Source organism: Psychrobacter aquimaris (assembly GCF_016107525.1).
Taxonomy (GTDB): domain Bacteria; phylum Pseudomonadota; class Gammaproteobacteria; order Pseudomonadales; family Moraxellaceae; genus Psychrobacter; species Psychrobacter aquimaris.
This window is the reverse complement of record NZ_JABASR010000015.1, coordinates 72,192-87,898: the sequence shown is the minus strand read 5'-3', so window position 1 is coordinate 87,898 and position 15,707 is coordinate 72,192. Positions and strand designations below refer to the sequence as shown.

The 15,707-nt window shown below is 40.0% G+C and carries 13 protein-coding genes; 5 read left to right on the top strand and 8 right to left on the bottom strand.

What is annotated here, in order from left to right:
- Positions 1-199 precede the first annotated feature (199 nt).
- From JFC10_RS12845 to JFC10_RS12835, 3 genes are all read left to right on the top strand, one after another.
- Entirely contained in the window at positions 200-1,048 is an 849-nt protein-coding gene (locus tag JFC10_RS12845; protein ID WP_198333204.1) for an HCNGP domain-containing protein, read from the top strand.
- Between the two features lie 46 nt (positions 1,049-1,094).
- Entirely contained in the window at positions 1,095-2,696 is a 1,602-nt protein-coding gene (locus JFC10_RS12840; protein ID WP_198333203.1) for a hypothetical protein, read from the top strand.
- Positions 2,697-2,950: 254 nt separating this feature from the next.
- Positions 2,951-3,541, top strand: a complete 591-nt coding sequence (locus JFC10_RS12835) for a recombinase family protein (RefSeq protein WP_198333201.1) — start codon at positions 2,951-2,953, stop codon at positions 3,539-3,541.
- Positions 3,542-3,698: 157 nt separating this feature from the next.
- Here JFC10_RS12835 and JFC10_RS12830 read toward each other — a convergent pair whose 3' ends face one another.
- Complete coding sequence (locus tag JFC10_RS12830; RefSeq protein ID WP_265089973.1) at positions 3,699-3,995, bottom strand: abortive infection family protein; 297 nt, start codon at positions 3,993-3,995, stop codon at positions 3,699-3,701.
- A 1,804-nt stretch (positions 3,996-5,799) separates the two neighbouring features.
- On the opposite strand from JFC10_RS12830, the gene JFC10_RS12825 reads away from it, so the two are divergent.
- On the top strand, positions 5,800-6,606 hold the full coding sequence (locus JFC10_RS12825) for a hypothetical protein (protein ID WP_198333199.1): 807 nt from the start codon (positions 5,800-5,802) through the stop codon (positions 6,604-6,606).
- A 412-nt stretch (positions 6,607-7,018) separates the two neighbouring features.
- The gene (locus JFC10_RS12820) at positions 7,019-7,975 is read left to right on the top strand and encodes a DUF1853 family protein (protein ID WP_198333198.1); all 957 of its coding nucleotides are present in this window, start codon (positions 7,019-7,021) and stop codon (positions 7,973-7,975) included.
- A gap of 62 nt (positions 7,976-8,037) precedes the next feature.
- Here JFC10_RS12820 and JFC10_RS12815 read toward each other — a convergent pair whose 3' ends face one another.
- From JFC10_RS12815 to JFC10_RS12785, 7 genes are all read right to left on the bottom strand, one after another.
- The gene (locus JFC10_RS12815) at positions 8,038-8,193 is read right to left on the bottom strand and encodes a hypothetical protein (RefSeq protein WP_198333197.1); all 156 of its coding nucleotides are present in this window, start codon (positions 8,191-8,193) and stop codon (positions 8,038-8,040) included.
- Between the two features lie 118 nt (positions 8,194-8,311).
- Positions 8,312-8,842: a DUF2726 domain-containing protein gene (locus JFC10_RS12810; protein WP_198333195.1), complete on the bottom strand. Its 531-nt coding sequence runs from the start codon at positions 8,840-8,842 to the stop codon at positions 8,312-8,314.
- A gap of 298 nt (positions 8,843-9,140) precedes the next feature.
- Positions 9,141-10,331: an SPOR and LysM peptidoglycan-binding domain-containing protein gene (locus tag JFC10_RS12805; RefSeq protein ID WP_198333193.1), complete on the bottom strand. Its 1,191-nt coding sequence runs from the start codon at positions 10,329-10,331 to the stop codon at positions 9,141-9,143.
- 266 nt (positions 10,332-10,597) lie between these two features.
- Entirely contained in the window at positions 10,598-11,983 is a 1,386-nt protein-coding gene (gene folC, locus JFC10_RS12800) for a bifunctional tetrahydrofolate synthase/dihydrofolate synthase (RefSeq protein ID WP_198333192.1), read from the bottom strand.
- Positions 11,984-12,211: 228 nt separating this feature from the next.
- Entirely contained in the window at positions 12,212-13,174 is a 963-nt protein-coding gene (accD, locus tag JFC10_RS12795) for an acetyl-CoA carboxylase, carboxyltransferase subunit beta (protein WP_198333212.1), read from the bottom strand.
- Positions 13,175-13,430: 256 nt separating this feature from the next.
- Complete coding sequence (gene trpA / locus JFC10_RS12790; RefSeq protein WP_193013279.1) at positions 13,431-14,255, bottom strand: tryptophan synthase subunit alpha; 825 nt, start codon at positions 14,253-14,255, stop codon at positions 13,431-13,433.
- A gap of 7 nt (positions 14,256-14,262) precedes the next feature.
- Positions 14,263-15,705 (bottom strand): PIN-like domain-containing protein, encoded by a 1,443-nt coding sequence (locus JFC10_RS12785; protein WP_198333191.1) that lies wholly within the window; start codon positions 15,703-15,705, stop codon positions 14,263-14,265.
- Positions 15,706-15,707: the final 2 nt, after the last annotated feature.

Below are 15,707 nucleotides of genomic sequence, written 5' to 3'. Positions count from 1 at the left end.
AGGCATTGCTGCCTGACTCAAGTAGATCAGCCTCCGATATAGTCGGGGCGGTTCAGCAGGATGGAAAAGGTGGATTAAGGCTGCAATAGATAAATCGGCTTCTCAAATATGGGGTGCTGAACGATGGTTAAATTCATCAGTTGAATTTACTAGGCACGATGGCCGACAAGTCGAATTGCCGATAAAGAAAAATCGAATTGTGCATCGTATATCTGTATCACTTGGCGCACAGCGTAAAATACCAACACAGTCAGGTGATTTAGGAAATGGAATCGTGCACGTCTGCGATGAGTTCAGTCTTGGAGCAATTTTTGGTCTACTGGATACGATTACAGATTTTGTTAGTTTTTTAACCGAAGTTGAGGATTTAACAAAAAGAGCTAATATAATTTTCAACGGTGGAGGAATAGAAGATTTATTAGCAATTTATTTATTAAACAACTATTCGTTCCCTTATGAAGAAGCTGATCTGCTAATAATTGACGATACAATTTTTAAAGGATTTATAAACTCTGATGCTTACAAAGTTATGCAGAAGTCATTTAAAAACTCTTATTTTTGGGATAAATTAATAGAGCACTTTGTTAGTGATCTTCTTACAAACGGAATATTTGAGTATGGTACGAATCAGGCAACTGATAACCAATATGCTCTTATCCAAATGGCTCTCCAGCCCCGTTATTATCGAGCAAATTTAGTCGATGCCTTTTCTGAATTTTTGCAAAAACCCGGGTTAAAAATTGCTGCAAGAGTAGTACTAGCATACCAAAACACAGCATTTGTATTCCATTTAGGGCCAAGTAGTGATCGAGAAGCTCGGGTTCAAGAGCTAGGATTAAGGTGCTTAGTTGTTAGAGGTCGCATTCCTGACGTCAAAATTGTAGTTGGTATTTCTAGAGATAAGCTAGGCCCATCAGTAGTTGGTTATTCTCATGATATTGTTTATGTGGACATTCCAGAATGGGATGATGATTTCGAAGAACAAGTAAATAAAATACAAAAAGAGCTAGGCTATTTTGAAAATGCATCTTGGGCTAAGAGGCCATAAAATGCTTAATAAGACGCTACTTTAAAACAAGGAAGGATTTTTAAATATGTCACAAAACCTTTTTGAAGACTTTATCGATTTTTTATCCAATAAGCACGGCGAAGAACTCTGGGTCACCGTTTATAAGCGCGATCCGATCAACAATACAGCCCATGATGGCACAATGTATTGTGCACTTGTTAAGAAAGAAAAATCAGAACGTACAATGGAAAGGCCTGGCTGGGATTTGATGGTAGGTAGTGGAGGGCCAGGTTTTAGTATGTCATATGAGGATGGTGAAGAAATTACTACTTACTACACTAATCCAGACGATGACTTCTTGAGACCAGTTCTGGTTCGTGATTTTCACGGTAGGAAAGAAGATTACATTGAAATACTTGAAGAGTTCCGCCTTTTTCATAATTTATACCATGACAATGAAAGTGGTTCATTTATTAGTTTTGACGAAGTTGGCGACGAAGTTGAAGTTATAAAGATCGAACACAATGAAGTAAAAATTCGAAGGCGATACTTGCGCTCTTTTATGGCTGCCCGTCAAATGGATTTACTCTTATACTTTGAGCTTACTCGGCACTACCATGAAAGCGTGGGCTTTTCTGATGACATAAAGAATGCGTCACTTACATATACGATCTATTCGGGTGACTCTTATTCGGATGGATACACATCTTTTGCTAGGATAGTAGGAAAAAAGTTAATTAGGTGCGAGATAGTAGAAAAGTGTGGCGTATCGCCATTTGAGCAAGAGAAAGAGTATCAGAATTTCATTATTGGTGGTGATACTGATGAACCTGAAATATATTCTTGTAACCCTGATGAGTTAGCTAATTATTTCGGTGCCAATCCAGATTCTCCCCATTACTTAACGCCTGTATTTTTTCGAAAGGAGGTTATGCAGAAATACTATAGTTCTTCTGACTATAAAATTACAGATGGGTATTTAGATAGAACAGGCGCGTGGAGATTGAGATTTGACAATAACTCACCAAATCATGTTTCAGTATTTTTAGGTGATCTAGGTCAGGACCTACCTAGCAAGGAGCAGGTCTATTGGAAAAGCTTTAATTTAATACCCGATGAAAGAAAAATAAGTAGAACAAATTTTGAGCGGAGTTTCCTAGGTAATTTCTACGACGCAGAAAACCCAGAACACAGATTCAAGCAAAAATTTAGAGATATTCAGGAATATTGGAATAAAAAATACGGGTGGTATCTTTTCTTACCGCTTTCAATTAAAGATGAGCATTTTTATGAGTCTATACGATCAATGCTAACTAACGAGCAATCAGAATTTGATGCGCAAGTACTTGCTCTTACAAAAGCAACTATAGACTCAATAAATGTTAAGTCACTTCGAGATCATCTCAAAGTAACAGACAAGTCGATCAAATCTATATCATTAATGGAAATTCTCCTTGAAAGGTTAGAATCTCAAAATTTATCCGCTCTATCAAGTCTGCTGAGAGGAGTTCAATCGGTTAGATCAACTGGTGTTGCGCATAGAAAAGGCACCGAATACGAAAAGACCATTTCCAAGCTGAAAATTAATAATGGGGATTACTCTTCTGAGTTCGATCAGCTTTTATTGGGAATGCTCTTTCTCTTTGATGAGATTATGAAATTAGATTTAGGGCGTAACACCAATTAACACAGATATTTCAGGCTAAGCTATACCTCAACGGGACTGGTTATTCTGTCTCTTAAACTCGTCAATAAACTACTTAAAATAGACTGATGTAATGGAACCACTTCAACCCCTTATCATTAGTCTATACCCAAAACATAAAACCTCTGAATGATAATCTACCTATCATTAGACTTGTTTCTATTATTAAATGATAGTAATATCTTGCTATTATCAATGAACATTAATTATCAAGTCTAAGTAATAGAGAGGACGTTATGACCGTTCGTATTTATGTGAGAGCCAGCACTAAGGATCAAGACGCTACCAGAGCATTGGCTGATTTGGTGGCTTTTAGTACAAACTATGATGGTAACTACATTGATTACGTTGAGCACTTCAGTGGCACGAAGCTCGATAGACCAGCATTAGCTAAGCTGCTAAAAGACGCTGAGCAAGACGATATTCTACTAGTTGAAAGCGTAGATAGATTAAGCAGACTATCCCAAGATGATTTTGCGATTCTAAAGCAGCGTATTAAAGATAAGGGCTTACGATTGGTGGTAGCTGATCTACCAACCACGCATACAGTAAGTAATGGCATGACAGGTGAGATCCTAAGAGTGATTAACGATATGCTGATCGACTTATTAGCAACGATGGCAAAGCTTGATAACGACAAGCGTAGAGAGCGTATCAAGCAAGGATTGGCTAACAGTGGCTATAAGCCCACCGGTAAGAAGCCTAATACAACGAAACACAATCGTATTAGAGAATTAGACAGTCAGAACAATATGACAAAAGAAGAAATCGCTAAGGCGGTTGGTGTTGGGGTAGCTACTGTCTATCGAGTGATAAGAGAGAGCTAGACCGCCCCAGGATTGACCTATGCTCTAGATTCGGTGCTCTAGTTTTACTTTTTCTTAGTCATAGTAAACTCCTCTTCGAGTCGTGAGTCTACCAAGTTTATCTCTACGGTTTCTTCAGCATAGCTAAACGTACTAACTGAATATTTTCTTAGATAATCTACATGAAATTAAAATCATCATTGTTGATATTTTTTGTTTTATCAAGAGCGACCGCTGCTTTAGTTTTTATGCTAGCCTCTAGCTTTTTTATAAAACGTATCGAAGCGGTTACATGGTTAAAAATAAGTAAGCTTTCCTCATAGTTTAATATTGGATTATCGCGGGCAAGGCTTCTGTTATTACATACGTCGTTGAATGCTTCCAACACAGAAATGCTAGTTTTTAATATGCGATCATTCATAGCTGACTCAAGATGTCCATCTTCACGTAGTTTTCTTACGTACTCGCCAAAAATACTATTTAGTGGCTTATCAACGGTAATATCAATGTTATAGCGCTCAGAAGCAATAAGTAGGAAGGTTTACTGCTGCGAGTCTTTCTAAGTCATTTATATGATTCAGATAATAATCATATGAACTATAACCCTACCAATCAATTACTAAACCAGCTATTCAGTGGTAAAGCTGACATTAGAGGAAAATGCTAAGTAGGAACAGTATAACAAAGCCCTTGCCATGCGCTAAAACCATGACCCATCACCACCTGACAGTCTGCACATCAAACCCTAACACTGAGCTGTAACTTACCCACTATGATAATTAGCAAAGTTAGCATGACTTAGCAAAGGGGTGCGAAGTCTGTAACCTTTTACCTGTATATGATTGACAGAATAATTAGCAAATTAGCGTGCTCTACCCATGCGTGAGCGTGTATGAATGAATGATGAAAAGGTGCCACAAGTAGAATCAGTAATAACCAAACCATGCCCGTAAGTTAAGAACTCTTATTAAAAACCTACATACCAAGTTATGATCTAACTACGTGCCAAGTATCCGACAGCTCCGACACTATGCCCGGTAGCAACAAACCTATACGCGGTATACATCCGACCACGCGTCCGACAGCAAGATACGATTGCCGTCGGATGAGAAAACAAAAAGAATGGTCTGAAGCGGTAAGTTAAGCTCTTCCCTTTAACTCCTAACACCCTATCGCCAAACCCGACCACACATTGAACCCTGACCCATTATCTACTGGCAACATCCATACTAACCTATGACCTACTCACTATAATAATTAGCAAAGTTAGCATGACTTAGCAAAGGGGTGCGAAGTCTGTAGCTCTTTAACTGTATACGATTGATAGAATGGTTAGCAAATTAGCGTGTTCTACCCATGCGTGGACATGTGTGAATGATGAATAGATACTGAGTAGAAGCAGTAACAACCAAACCCTGACTATCTACTAAGTCGTGATCTAAAACCATTTCAAATCACGATCCTATACTAATCAAGATTTATCATCTACTAACAACTTGCACATCAAACCCCGCCACTGGTACCAAACTATCGGTAAATCACTATGCTAATTAATAAGTACTAAAAAAAACTAACCCTTATAAAACATATTGATAATATATATTGCTATCACGGCTTACTATAGTGGGGGGTATATCAAATATTTTTCCGAGCTAACCTAGCGGACACCACTCCCCATACCACGCGCAAGAAAAATTCTTATCAGCAAATATTTTTCCAAATTTCCATAAGTGGTTAGTTAGTATTTAATTATTATTTAATTCCAAACCCTACCCCCTAGGGTGGAGTAAAAAGTAAACATGATGCCCCGCTAAGACCACCGCCCCCAAGCAAATCTTCATGCGGTCAAAACTCTATAGGGGGTATACCCCTTGTTATTAATTACAATTAAATCAACAATATTTATATGCCTAATCTTAGTCAGTAGGAATAAGTAAAAAAGTCACTATTTCATGAGTGACTTTTTCATAATGCGGTATATTTTACGGTATATTTATATCTATATAATTTAAAACCTTTATACAATAAAGAATACAGACTTATATTTACTTCCTGCCGTTCCGACCAAACATAGTAGTAAAGAGAAAAGCCAATCATTGTTTTCAATGGTTGGCTTTTTTTGTGCTAAATTTGGCTGGTAATTGTATGATGATTCATTAAGCAAATAATAGTAAAAGTCTTGCAAGGCACGATGAGCAACCGAAAGCTAGCCGTTCACGCACCTTTAGACTGATATTACCTTGCAGCTATTTTAATTTAAAGGTATAGAGGTGTGAACTGTGAAATTATTGAAAAAGTATTCAACGCTTGATGAGGTGTTCTTATACCTAAAAGATAAAAATGGATATGACTATACACTTGATGATATATATCAATTAGAAACTGAAAACAAAATAGAAACTTATTTATACTTAACCAGTCCTAGAATTAGGTTAGAAACAATTGATAATGATGGAAATTCTAAATACGATTTCAGATATGTGCCACTGAAAGGTATTTTTAAAAGAAGTCACAGTCATTCAATTTTTTTTGAAGGAGATGTTTTTCATGACGGAGTCATCATCGATCCTCATATGTTAAAAATACACGAGTTATTAGAAGACTATCATCTCGATAAAATGCCATTTGATCCAATACCATATGATGAAAATCATATATTTTTTAGTGGGTTTAAGAATTATAAAAATCAAGACGAATTAAAAGACCTTTTACGCTTTGACAGTGAGCAAATAAAAAGATTGATTAACACTGATATAGAACAACAAACTATAATTGATTACCTTAAGGCTGAAAATGATAATTTAAAGGCTGAACTAGCTAAGAGTAAAATGTGTGAGCCCGCAGAGAACCAAGGCTATTTAGACCCTGATAATAGGTTTTTTTCTATCGAAATGAGTTTATGTCACGACACATGGAATAGATTATACAAGAATGGCAATAACTCACACTTACCACATGGTAAACAGGTAGCGAACTACCTAAACAGTTATCCTGATTTTACTGTAAACGCTAAAGCTATAGAACGTATCATAACTATAACTAATCCTAAAGCTGTGCTTGCGATTACAACAGCCAAAGAGGATTGATTTATAAGACCTAGCAATAGATAGGGGCTGCTAAGGGACTGATTTATTTTAGCTTTAGCCACTTACGAGTCCCTACCTCCTTGCTATTAAGATATCCATAAGCCGCAACAATTAAGTTACGGCAAATTATGGAGCTAGACACATGAAACAGAAAAGTCACATCCCAACTAACCTGAAACAAAAGCCATCTCAATATCAGCCTAAATGGCAACTTCCGATACTTAAAACGATACTCAGTATCCTATTACCTTACTTGCTATCGTCGCCTGATATCAACATTCATATCCATCACATTAATATCATGTTTTAAAGTCTAAAAACTGAGCAACGTCCTAGCGGATACTTGTCATCTATAGACTTTTATAAAACGAGCCGTTAGGGTAAGTGCTACACCTTTACACTGGTTTATCCTATGTCCGAGCCTATCGCTCATCCCGCCTCCACGCGCTTTATACACGATGCACCTTGGGAGCGTTACCACCGACCCTATGTCCGTGATTTGGCTTATGTACTGGCGTGTCCTAACGTCTTGACGCAGTGGCTAGACTTTGCGCCACACCAGAATACACATACCATATCGGTACATAGTGCGCACTTTTGGCAACAGCAGTTTGAGGCGTATCAGCAGCGTTTGGAAGAGCTAGATAGCACCAATGCTTATCAGGCGCTGACTCGCTATTTACTCAAGCGTCCTAGTCCCAATCGATTAGGATTTCATTTTGAAGGATTGCTATCGTTTTGGTTAGAAGATGGGTTTGCGCGCAAGCTACATCCGTATGAGACCCTAGCGAATAATGTGCAGCTGTACAATGGCAAGCAGACGACTGGTGAGCTGGATTTAATTTTATATAATCATGGAGAAAATCTGGTCGAGCATTGGGAGCTGGCTATTAAGTTTTTTATGGGCTCAGCGCCGTTTGCTCCTGAGAACTGGGTTGGCATCAACTCCAATGATAATCTACAACGTAAAATGACCCATATGCAAACCAAGCAGTTTCGCACCGTATGGATAGATACTAAAAACCATGGTCAGGTTAAAATTGATAAGCGTTATGGCGTGATAAAAGGGCGATTCTTTTTGCCAATCAATACCCACAATTTTACTTATCCATCTTGGTTAGCACCAAGCTTTCCTATACATAAATGGTGTGATAGCAATGACATGACTAGTCTTGCGACGATTGATATAAGAGCATTACGAGCCGCCCATTATATCGAATGGTTTACTAGGCGCGACTGCTATGATGGACGACAGCCGCAGGTAGCTTGGTCAAACGACGCACTGCCTACGACGGGACTATATTTCGAAGGTAATAGTCCGATCGTCATTTATCCTGAACAGCACGACAGAACGCATGATAAATTTTAGTAATATCCACTGTAATACATGGCCATGGACGCTTTAGCCATGTGGTTTAACCATGGCTAAAGCTACCAAGCATAGCGAGTGCTTGGTATATCTTTCCAGCGCATGTATTCAAGAATATCGTAGCCGCGCAGAGACAACTGACCCGTGAGCTGCAAATCGAGCAAATGACCATATCCCGAAGGTTTCTCGGGGTTCCAGTTTAGGTTTTCCGCCCCCAAGGCTGGTTCATCATAATAATAATCTATATCCAAAGAAGCACTCTAATCATCCAAAAATTCTAAGAAAAATAAATGCGGCTATCTTAATAACTTTTAATTGTCTACCAAAGATACCTCATCAATAATTTTCAATCACTTGCATCAGCTCATACCTGAGCATATCTGCGCTTGGCATGCGCTCAGCGTGAAAGCGCACAATAGCAATACCAGCACTCGCAAGGGCTTTGTCTTTTTTGTCATCCGCCTTTTGACGTGCTTTACTGGTGTGTGTCCAATCATCAAGCTCGATAGCAACCAGTGTGGTCTGAGCATCAATATCTACAATCACATAATCGACACTTTGACGACAGATACGATTGAACCAAAAGCTACGCTCAGAGGCCTCACTGCTATTTGCTTCGATGATGCGTGACAGCTGAACTTGAACAAAAATATGATATTCCGGCAAAGCGCTTTTTAGCTTATTAAAGAAAATGACCTCAGTATCCGTCATAATCGGCATCGGTGCAAAGGGCCAGATGGCCAGCTCATCACCGCGCACAGGCTTTGGATCAGGCTCAATGACTGGACGTTTTGCTAACAGCTTTGGTACTGTAATCAGCCCTAAAAACCCAACGGCTAATATTAAAAATATAACACCAAATGACATGGTTTTACCTTATACATGATTAAGGCAGCCAAATATGTATGACGACTTCCATAAAGTGAACTACATACTCAACTGCAACAGGTCAGCCCTTATAGGCTGACAGGTTATACAGAAAAAATCAGGAGCAATCGGCGCACATCGTAGCTAAGCTTGCGCCAATCAGCAAACATTAAAACAAAAAACACGACAATGAATGTCGTGTTTGAATGGAACTTAGATAAGATAATGAAATCTACACAAGAACTTGCTATTTACTTAGCAATAATAGTCATCTAATTATAGTGATTTTCACACTATTTTAGCGCCAGTATAAAACCCAAGCACTGGTCGTATTGACCTTGGGATCGCTATTGATTTTATCTTTTAACGCTAATGCCGCTAATTTACCTCGCTCAGGACCGACGATGACGCGAACCCCACGACTGGTAGGGCTGGTCTTAACTTGGTAGCCAGCTGATTGAAATTTCTTTGCTAATTCATCAGCTTTGGCTTGGTCGTTCGCCAATGCTACTTGCACCCCAAAGCTGCCTTTGGCGTCAGTTTCTTTGACTTCTTTACGGGCTTCGCTGAGTTTCTGCTGTGCTTCACGCTTAGCATCCGCTGATTTTTTGGCTAAAGCCTCTTCTTTCTGCCGCTTGTCTTCACGTGCCTGCTCAGCCGCTGCCGCTTCACGCGCTAAACGCTCCACCTGCTTACGTGATGGAATGGTGATGTTTTGACCCAGTTGTAGCGATGTCGACGGTGACAGATTATTCGCTTGTGCCAACACTTCTACTGGCATATTGTATTGCCGCGCCAGTTTAATTAATCCATCCCCTCTTTTGACTTGATAATCAGAAGGTGATTTTGGTGGCTCATTTTTAGCCGCTTCTGCTGCCTCTCGTTTTTTCTCAGCCGCAGCTTGTGCTTGTTGCTTAGCATCCGCTTGTCTTTTTACTTCCGCTTCTTTTTTACTTTCTGCTAATTTCTTTGCGGTAGCCTGCTCTTTAATCGCCGCTTGCCTTTGAGCCTCTTGTTGCGCTTGGGCCGCTTTTTGCTGGTCACCAGTGTTTGTCTCACTTTCAGCTGACGCAGCAGCGCTAGTCTTTTTTATTGGCGTTGTAGCATCATTTTTTTCCGCGTCGGATTTATCACTCTCTTCAACAGCTGGTGCGCTACTGTCCATATACTGCTGACTTTCTGCACGGGCTTTTGCCAATGCTTCCGCTTCAGCGGCTTCTTGTTCGGTTAAGAACTGCTGGGCACGTTTTTCTTGTTCAGCAACACGAGCAGCGCGCTCTTTTTGTTTTTGTGCCAAGATACGTTTTTCAGTCTCGATATCCGTCGTCAGTGGCTGAGGAGACTCTTGCTCAGGGCTTGGCTTATCTACCATTGCTGACGCTGGTTGTGCTTCATTACTATCACCAATCTGTTGCACCATGGCGTATAGCATCACGCTACCGCCGATAATCATCCCAATGCCCAATAAGGCTTGTCTCGAAAAATTCATCCGTTTACGTCTCTTAGTTGGTAATAAGGTTGATTGAGCGGCGCAACTCTTGTTCAAAAACTGTCATCTCAAAACTATGTTTAGATAGACCTAATAGCTTTGATAGGTGCCAGTGCCACCAGTTGCGTCCATCCATTTTTAAAAGTTATGTCGAGCTTTTTATAACATTGTATTGCAGTATGCTAAATCACTTTGATTATAAAGCATATTTTTCATACTGTCTGCCATCATGCTACTGCTAAGATTAACATTAAATAAGCATGATTTTAATTTAAATTATCAGCTACAAGTGCTGCTAGTGCCTCGCCGATCGTATGAAAGGAGCCACATACCACGATGAGGTCTTGCGGCTGACTGGCATTTATCACGGCCTGCGTCGCATCTTTCAATCTAGCAAAATCGTGTATTTGAGCATCATCGACATAGCTTGATAAGATACCTTGCAAGTGCTCAGTGCTCGCTGCGCGTGGATAATCAATCTCAGCGACAAACCAATCGCTAATCGGTAATCCCGCTTCGGTCAAACGCTGCACGACTTTATTGATATCTTTATCGCCCAACATAGAAAACAGCATTTTAATGCTGGCAGGTTTGCTGTGAGCTTGATTTTTTTGGCTGCTGTTTTGACTACTGCTTTGATTGGCTAAATGCTGCTGCCAAAGCGGTAATAATTGCGCCAATAAAAACTCAACGCCTTGCTCGTTATGCGCGACATCAAACAGCCAATGGCGATTATGCATCTTGCGATAATCGAAGCGACCGGCGAGCTTTACCGCTTGTAATGCTTGCTCAATAGCAGTGCTATCGACATTTAACGAACTTGCAAGCACTGCTGATAACGCATTGGCAGTATTGGTCAATGACAATGCTGGGCGTGGTAACTGCATGGTGACCGCGGCATTGCTGTATTGCCAAGCGCTTGCATCCACTTCACGATAATCAAAATCTTGCCCAACTCGATAACAGGTCGCCTGATGCTTATCAATGGCTTGCTGCACACTGACTGGCATCACAGTAGCGCCATAAATCAAGCTGATACCATCACGTAAGATACCTGCTTTCTCACGCCCAATATCTTCGACATTGTCACCCAGCCAATCGACATGATCGATAGCGATATTGGTAATCACTGCCATATCAGGATCGATGATATTGACCACATCTAAGCGCCCACCCAGCCCGACTTCCAACACCCAAACATCGCAGTCCGCTTCGGCAAATATTAATAATGCAGCAAGTGTGGTCATCTCAAAAAATGACAAGGTCAGCTCACACGCTAATCGCGCTGCTTCTACCTTGCTAAAGGCATCAATTAACGTCTCATCACTGACCATCTCGCCATTGATACGCACGCGCTCGTTAAATACACTTAGATGCGGTGATTGATACAGAGCCGTCTTATACCCTGCTGCTTCACACATCTGGGCGATGACAGCCGTCGTTGAGCCTTTACCATTGGTGCCCGCCACCGTGAATACATAAGCATCATCTTTGGCTGACTGTACCACGCCTAACGCCTCAGCAACTGGCAAAACTCGCGACAACCCCATATCTATTGCTGATACATGAATCTGCTGCATATAATCGAGCCATTCGGTCAAGCTAGAGTGATTGTTGGGAGTGTTAGGGTTAGAAAGTAGAGAGTCGGACATGGACAGAACCTATATATAATTTTTCGAATAAAAAATAGAGGATTAGAAAGCATTCATTAAGAAAGTAGGGACAGTATATAACTACCTGCTCAAAAAGCAAAAATAGCATTTACCGCTATTGACGATAAATGCTATTGATTGGTTTTACTCTGTCAGCAAAATTTAGCATTCTGCTACAGAATATGCAGTGTTAGACTCAATTATCCGTTAGTCAAGCCGCTGAGCAAGTTAAGCATCAACATTAGGCATGTGACTTAACTTTGCCAGCAAACGATAAATGGTATCAATCATTTGATGACGATGTACCACTTCATCGACCACACCATGCTCTAATAAGAACTCGGCACGCTGGAACGGCTCTTCTAGCGTTTCACGAACTGTTTGTTCAATGACCCGTTTTCCAGCAAAACCAATCATCGCTTTTGGTTCTGCTAAATGAATATCACCTAACATAGCGAGTGATGCAGTCACACCACCATAGACAGGATTGGTCAATATCACGATATACGGCACGCCAGCAATTCTCAAACGCTCAATTGCTGCGGCAGTACGAGCCATCTGCATCAAAGACAGCAAACCTTCTTGCATACGCGCTCCACCAGAGGCGGCAAAGCATACTAGAGGTACTTTATCTTCAAGCGCTTTTTCAGCCGCTTGGACAAAACGGTCACCAACGACAGAACCCATAGAACCGCCCATAAAGCGGAAGTCAAAGGCACAAGCAACCACATCAAGATTGCGCAGCTTGCCATACAGCACAATCAGCGCCTCAGACTCGCCTGTCTTATCTTGTGCTTCTGTCATACGCTGCGGATACGGCTTACTATCCACAAAGCTTAGCGGATCTTTGGCAGTAAACTGTTGTCCTAGCTCACCTTCTACTTGATCGAGCAACCAGTTTAAGCGCTCACGAGCACTCATCGGTAAATGATGATCACAATGCGGGCAAACATAGCAGTTAAAAATCAGCGCTGTATTGGTAATCATCGAGTGGCAGCTGCTACATTTCGTTGACGGTTCAGTCTCTACTGCCGTTAAAGGTGCGGTCAGTTGCTGCTTAATACCCGGTATCGGGCGATTAAACCACGATTGCCCAGCAGTATTACCGTTTGGCTCAGCATTGCTTTTTTCAGTATGGTTCAGAGTTGTCATATCAGGTTTTGTTATCGTATCAGTCATATTATTCGCCATTATCAAAGGCTTATCGACAAGCCGGCTCATTCGCTTGTCCCTAAGAATCCATTTATAAGAATCAGTTTAATCGTCACATATCCCCATAACTTTAGCAGTTATAAGGCACGCTTACGTGAAACTGTAACAATTTATATGTGATGTTAGTTTACACACGTAAACTAACTTTAGCAAAGTCATTTAACCTTGTCTTTATAAACATTGTTATTCGTATTGCCATGACGATTTAAGTGACGATAATTTAACTTTATTTAACTCAGACACTTAAACTATCAAGTGCACCGCGTAGCTCATCCATTTTTGCCATGATTTTTTGCTGAGCGGCGGCAACCGCAGTGCTATCATTTGCATCTATGTCAGCAAAATTTTGAACTAAGGCACTACCGACGATAATACCATCGGCATGCGCTCCAATCGCTTTGGCAGACGTTGCATCGCGAATACCAAAACCCACACATACTGGCAAATCAGTCGCTGCTTTAATCGCTTGCACTTGAGTCGCAACATCATCAGTATCAAGCGTTGCCGAACCAGTAACGCCTTTTAGTGACACATAATAAATATAACCACCGCAATGGGTCAATACTTGCTCACGGCGCTCAGGCAAAGTCGTTGGTGATAATAAGAAAATTTCATTCATCGAATGTTCAGTCAAATGCTGGGTAAAGCTGCCCGCCTCGCTTGGCGGCAAATCAACCATCAAAATACCATCGACACCTGACTGCTCACATAGCGCGACAAAGTTGTCATAGCCGATGATTTCAACAGGATTGAGGTATCCCATCAAAATAATGGGCGTCTGCGTGTCTTGCTGACGGAACTCTGCAACCATTTTCAGTGCATCACGCGTACTCGTACCTGCGGCTAATGCACGCTCGCCAGCCAACGCGACGGTTGGGCCATCTGCCATTGGGTCAGAGAACGGCAAGCCGACTTCAATCATATCCGCGCCATGCTTAACCAAATCATGAAGCAAACCAACGAAGTTGCTTGGATTGGGGTCACCTGCCATTACATAAGGAATCAAGGCTTTTTTGTTTTGTGCTTTTAAGGTTTCAAAAGTGCTTTCAATTCTGGTCATAGGATTCTCATTCTGAAGTACCAAGTTGATATTCAAATACTTTTTCAAATTTATTAGAGTCTTTAGAAGTATAACCTAGCGTAACTAAGATAATTAAATTGGGATTATCCAATTCTTTTTCTCTATCAATAAAGTCATTTACAATAGAGGCTGAATTCATAAACCTTTCATTAATATTCATTAGAACTTTATCTGGTAACGTTACACTAATCTCTTTATCAATCAATACAATATGATGTTTTCTAAAACTTCTTTCACTTGTTGATGATAATCTAATGTCGGATAAGGCAGAGTCCAATACTTCATATGTGAAATTATTAGTGAATTTCACATATACGGGAATTAAACCACCTAGACCTTGTAATGCTAAATAATCATACCTAATATTACGTCCTTGAGACTCTGTTTCTTTAACGAGAGAATAAACTCTATCTAACCAGATTTTAACTTTCATCTCATCATTGATGACAAATGAACTCTTATCTTTTTCAAAAAGGAAGCTTAGATAGTTATTCTTCACATCTTCGATAGTTTCATCTTGAATATCTGTTTTAAGGTATTCTTTAGAATAGTCTAAGAAACTTTTAGTGTGGTAGATATAGAAATTTTCAACGCCTGCTTCTTTAAATATTTCGGATACCAACTCTGGTCTAGCACCTATCGTCTTTTTGCCATTTAAGTTTATAATTCGCATCCAGTCTACTTTCGTATCATCAGTAACAAAGATAATATTTTTTTTCTGGTTTTCGCGGGCAAACTCAATAATCTGTTTCCAAACGATAAGATCACCAAAACCTTTCTTATAGTTTAGTCCCTCAAAAGAATAATAATCTTCACCGCTCTTGTTCTTTTGAGCCTCTAAGATATCTTCGAAACTTGGTGGTATCTTATTCTTCGCTCTAAACTCTCCATCCTTATATATATCTTCTAAGACCTTTTGGTCTTTAGGAGGTAAACCTAAACTCCCCTTTTTAATACTAAATAATTTTGTTAATTCAGTGAGAATCACATCCTCATCGATATCATTAGATAATTTTTTAGCTTTAATCTGATTTAGCTCGTTGATAACACTCTCAGACAACTCTCTAAATCTTTCAATGAAAGTTGAGGTTTCAATCTCACTGTGTCTCTTGTCTAAGTCTAAATCTTTGCATTTTTTCTCAATGCTACTTATAGAGTCTCTAATAGAGTTCTTAATCGTTGATAAACTTGAGTTCTGCTCACCCAATACAGTCAATCTATTTTTATGAAACTCTAAACCTACTTGATAAGGTATCCAAATCCTATCTTCTATTTGTCTGATAACATTTAGGATTTCATCTCTCGACTCTACTTTGTAACGATATAAACCGAGAAGGACATTAGTATCAAATACAAATGTACCTTCTTCCCATAGTTCCTTAAATTGAGCAGGATTTGGTTGATAGTAACCTTTAAACAAACTTTCCATAT

What these genes read in the sequence shown, in the direction of transcription:
- JFC10_RS12840 (WP_198333203.1), top strand. Translation starts at nt 1,095, where the DNA reads ATGTCACAAAACCTTTTTGAAGACTTTATCGATTTTTTATCCAATAAG.
- JFC10_RS12810 (WP_198333195.1), bottom strand. Translation starts at nt 8,842, where the DNA reads ATGTCATTTGGTGTTATATTTTTAATATTAGCCGTTGGGTTTTTAGGG.
- JFC10_RS12835 (WP_198333201.1), top strand. Translation starts at nt 2,951, where the DNA reads ATGACCGTTCGTATTTATGTGAGAGCCAGCACTAAGGATCAAGACGCT.
- trpA (WP_193013279.1), bottom strand. Translation starts at nt 14,255, where the DNA reads ATGACCAGAATTGAAAGCACTTTTGAAACCTTAAAAGCACAAAACAAA.
- folC (WP_198333192.1), bottom strand. Translation starts at nt 11,983, where the DNA reads ATGTCCGACTCTCTACTTTCTAACCCTAACACTCCCAACAATCACTCT.
- accD (WP_198333212.1), bottom strand. Translation starts at nt 13,174, where the DNA reads ATGGCGAATAATATGACTGATACGATAACAAAACCTGATATGACAACT.
- JFC10_RS12805 (WP_198333193.1), bottom strand. Translation starts at nt 10,331, where the DNA reads ATGAATTTTTCGAGACAAGCCTTATTGGGCATTGGGATGATTATCGGC.
- JFC10_RS12785 (WP_198333191.1), bottom strand. Translation starts at nt 15,705, where the DNA reads ATGGAAAGTTTGTTTAAAGGTTACTATCAACCAAATCCTGCTCAATTT.
- JFC10_RS12820 (WP_198333198.1), top strand. Translation starts at nt 7,019, where the DNA reads ATGTCCGAGCCTATCGCTCATCCCGCCTCCACGCGCTTTATACACGAT.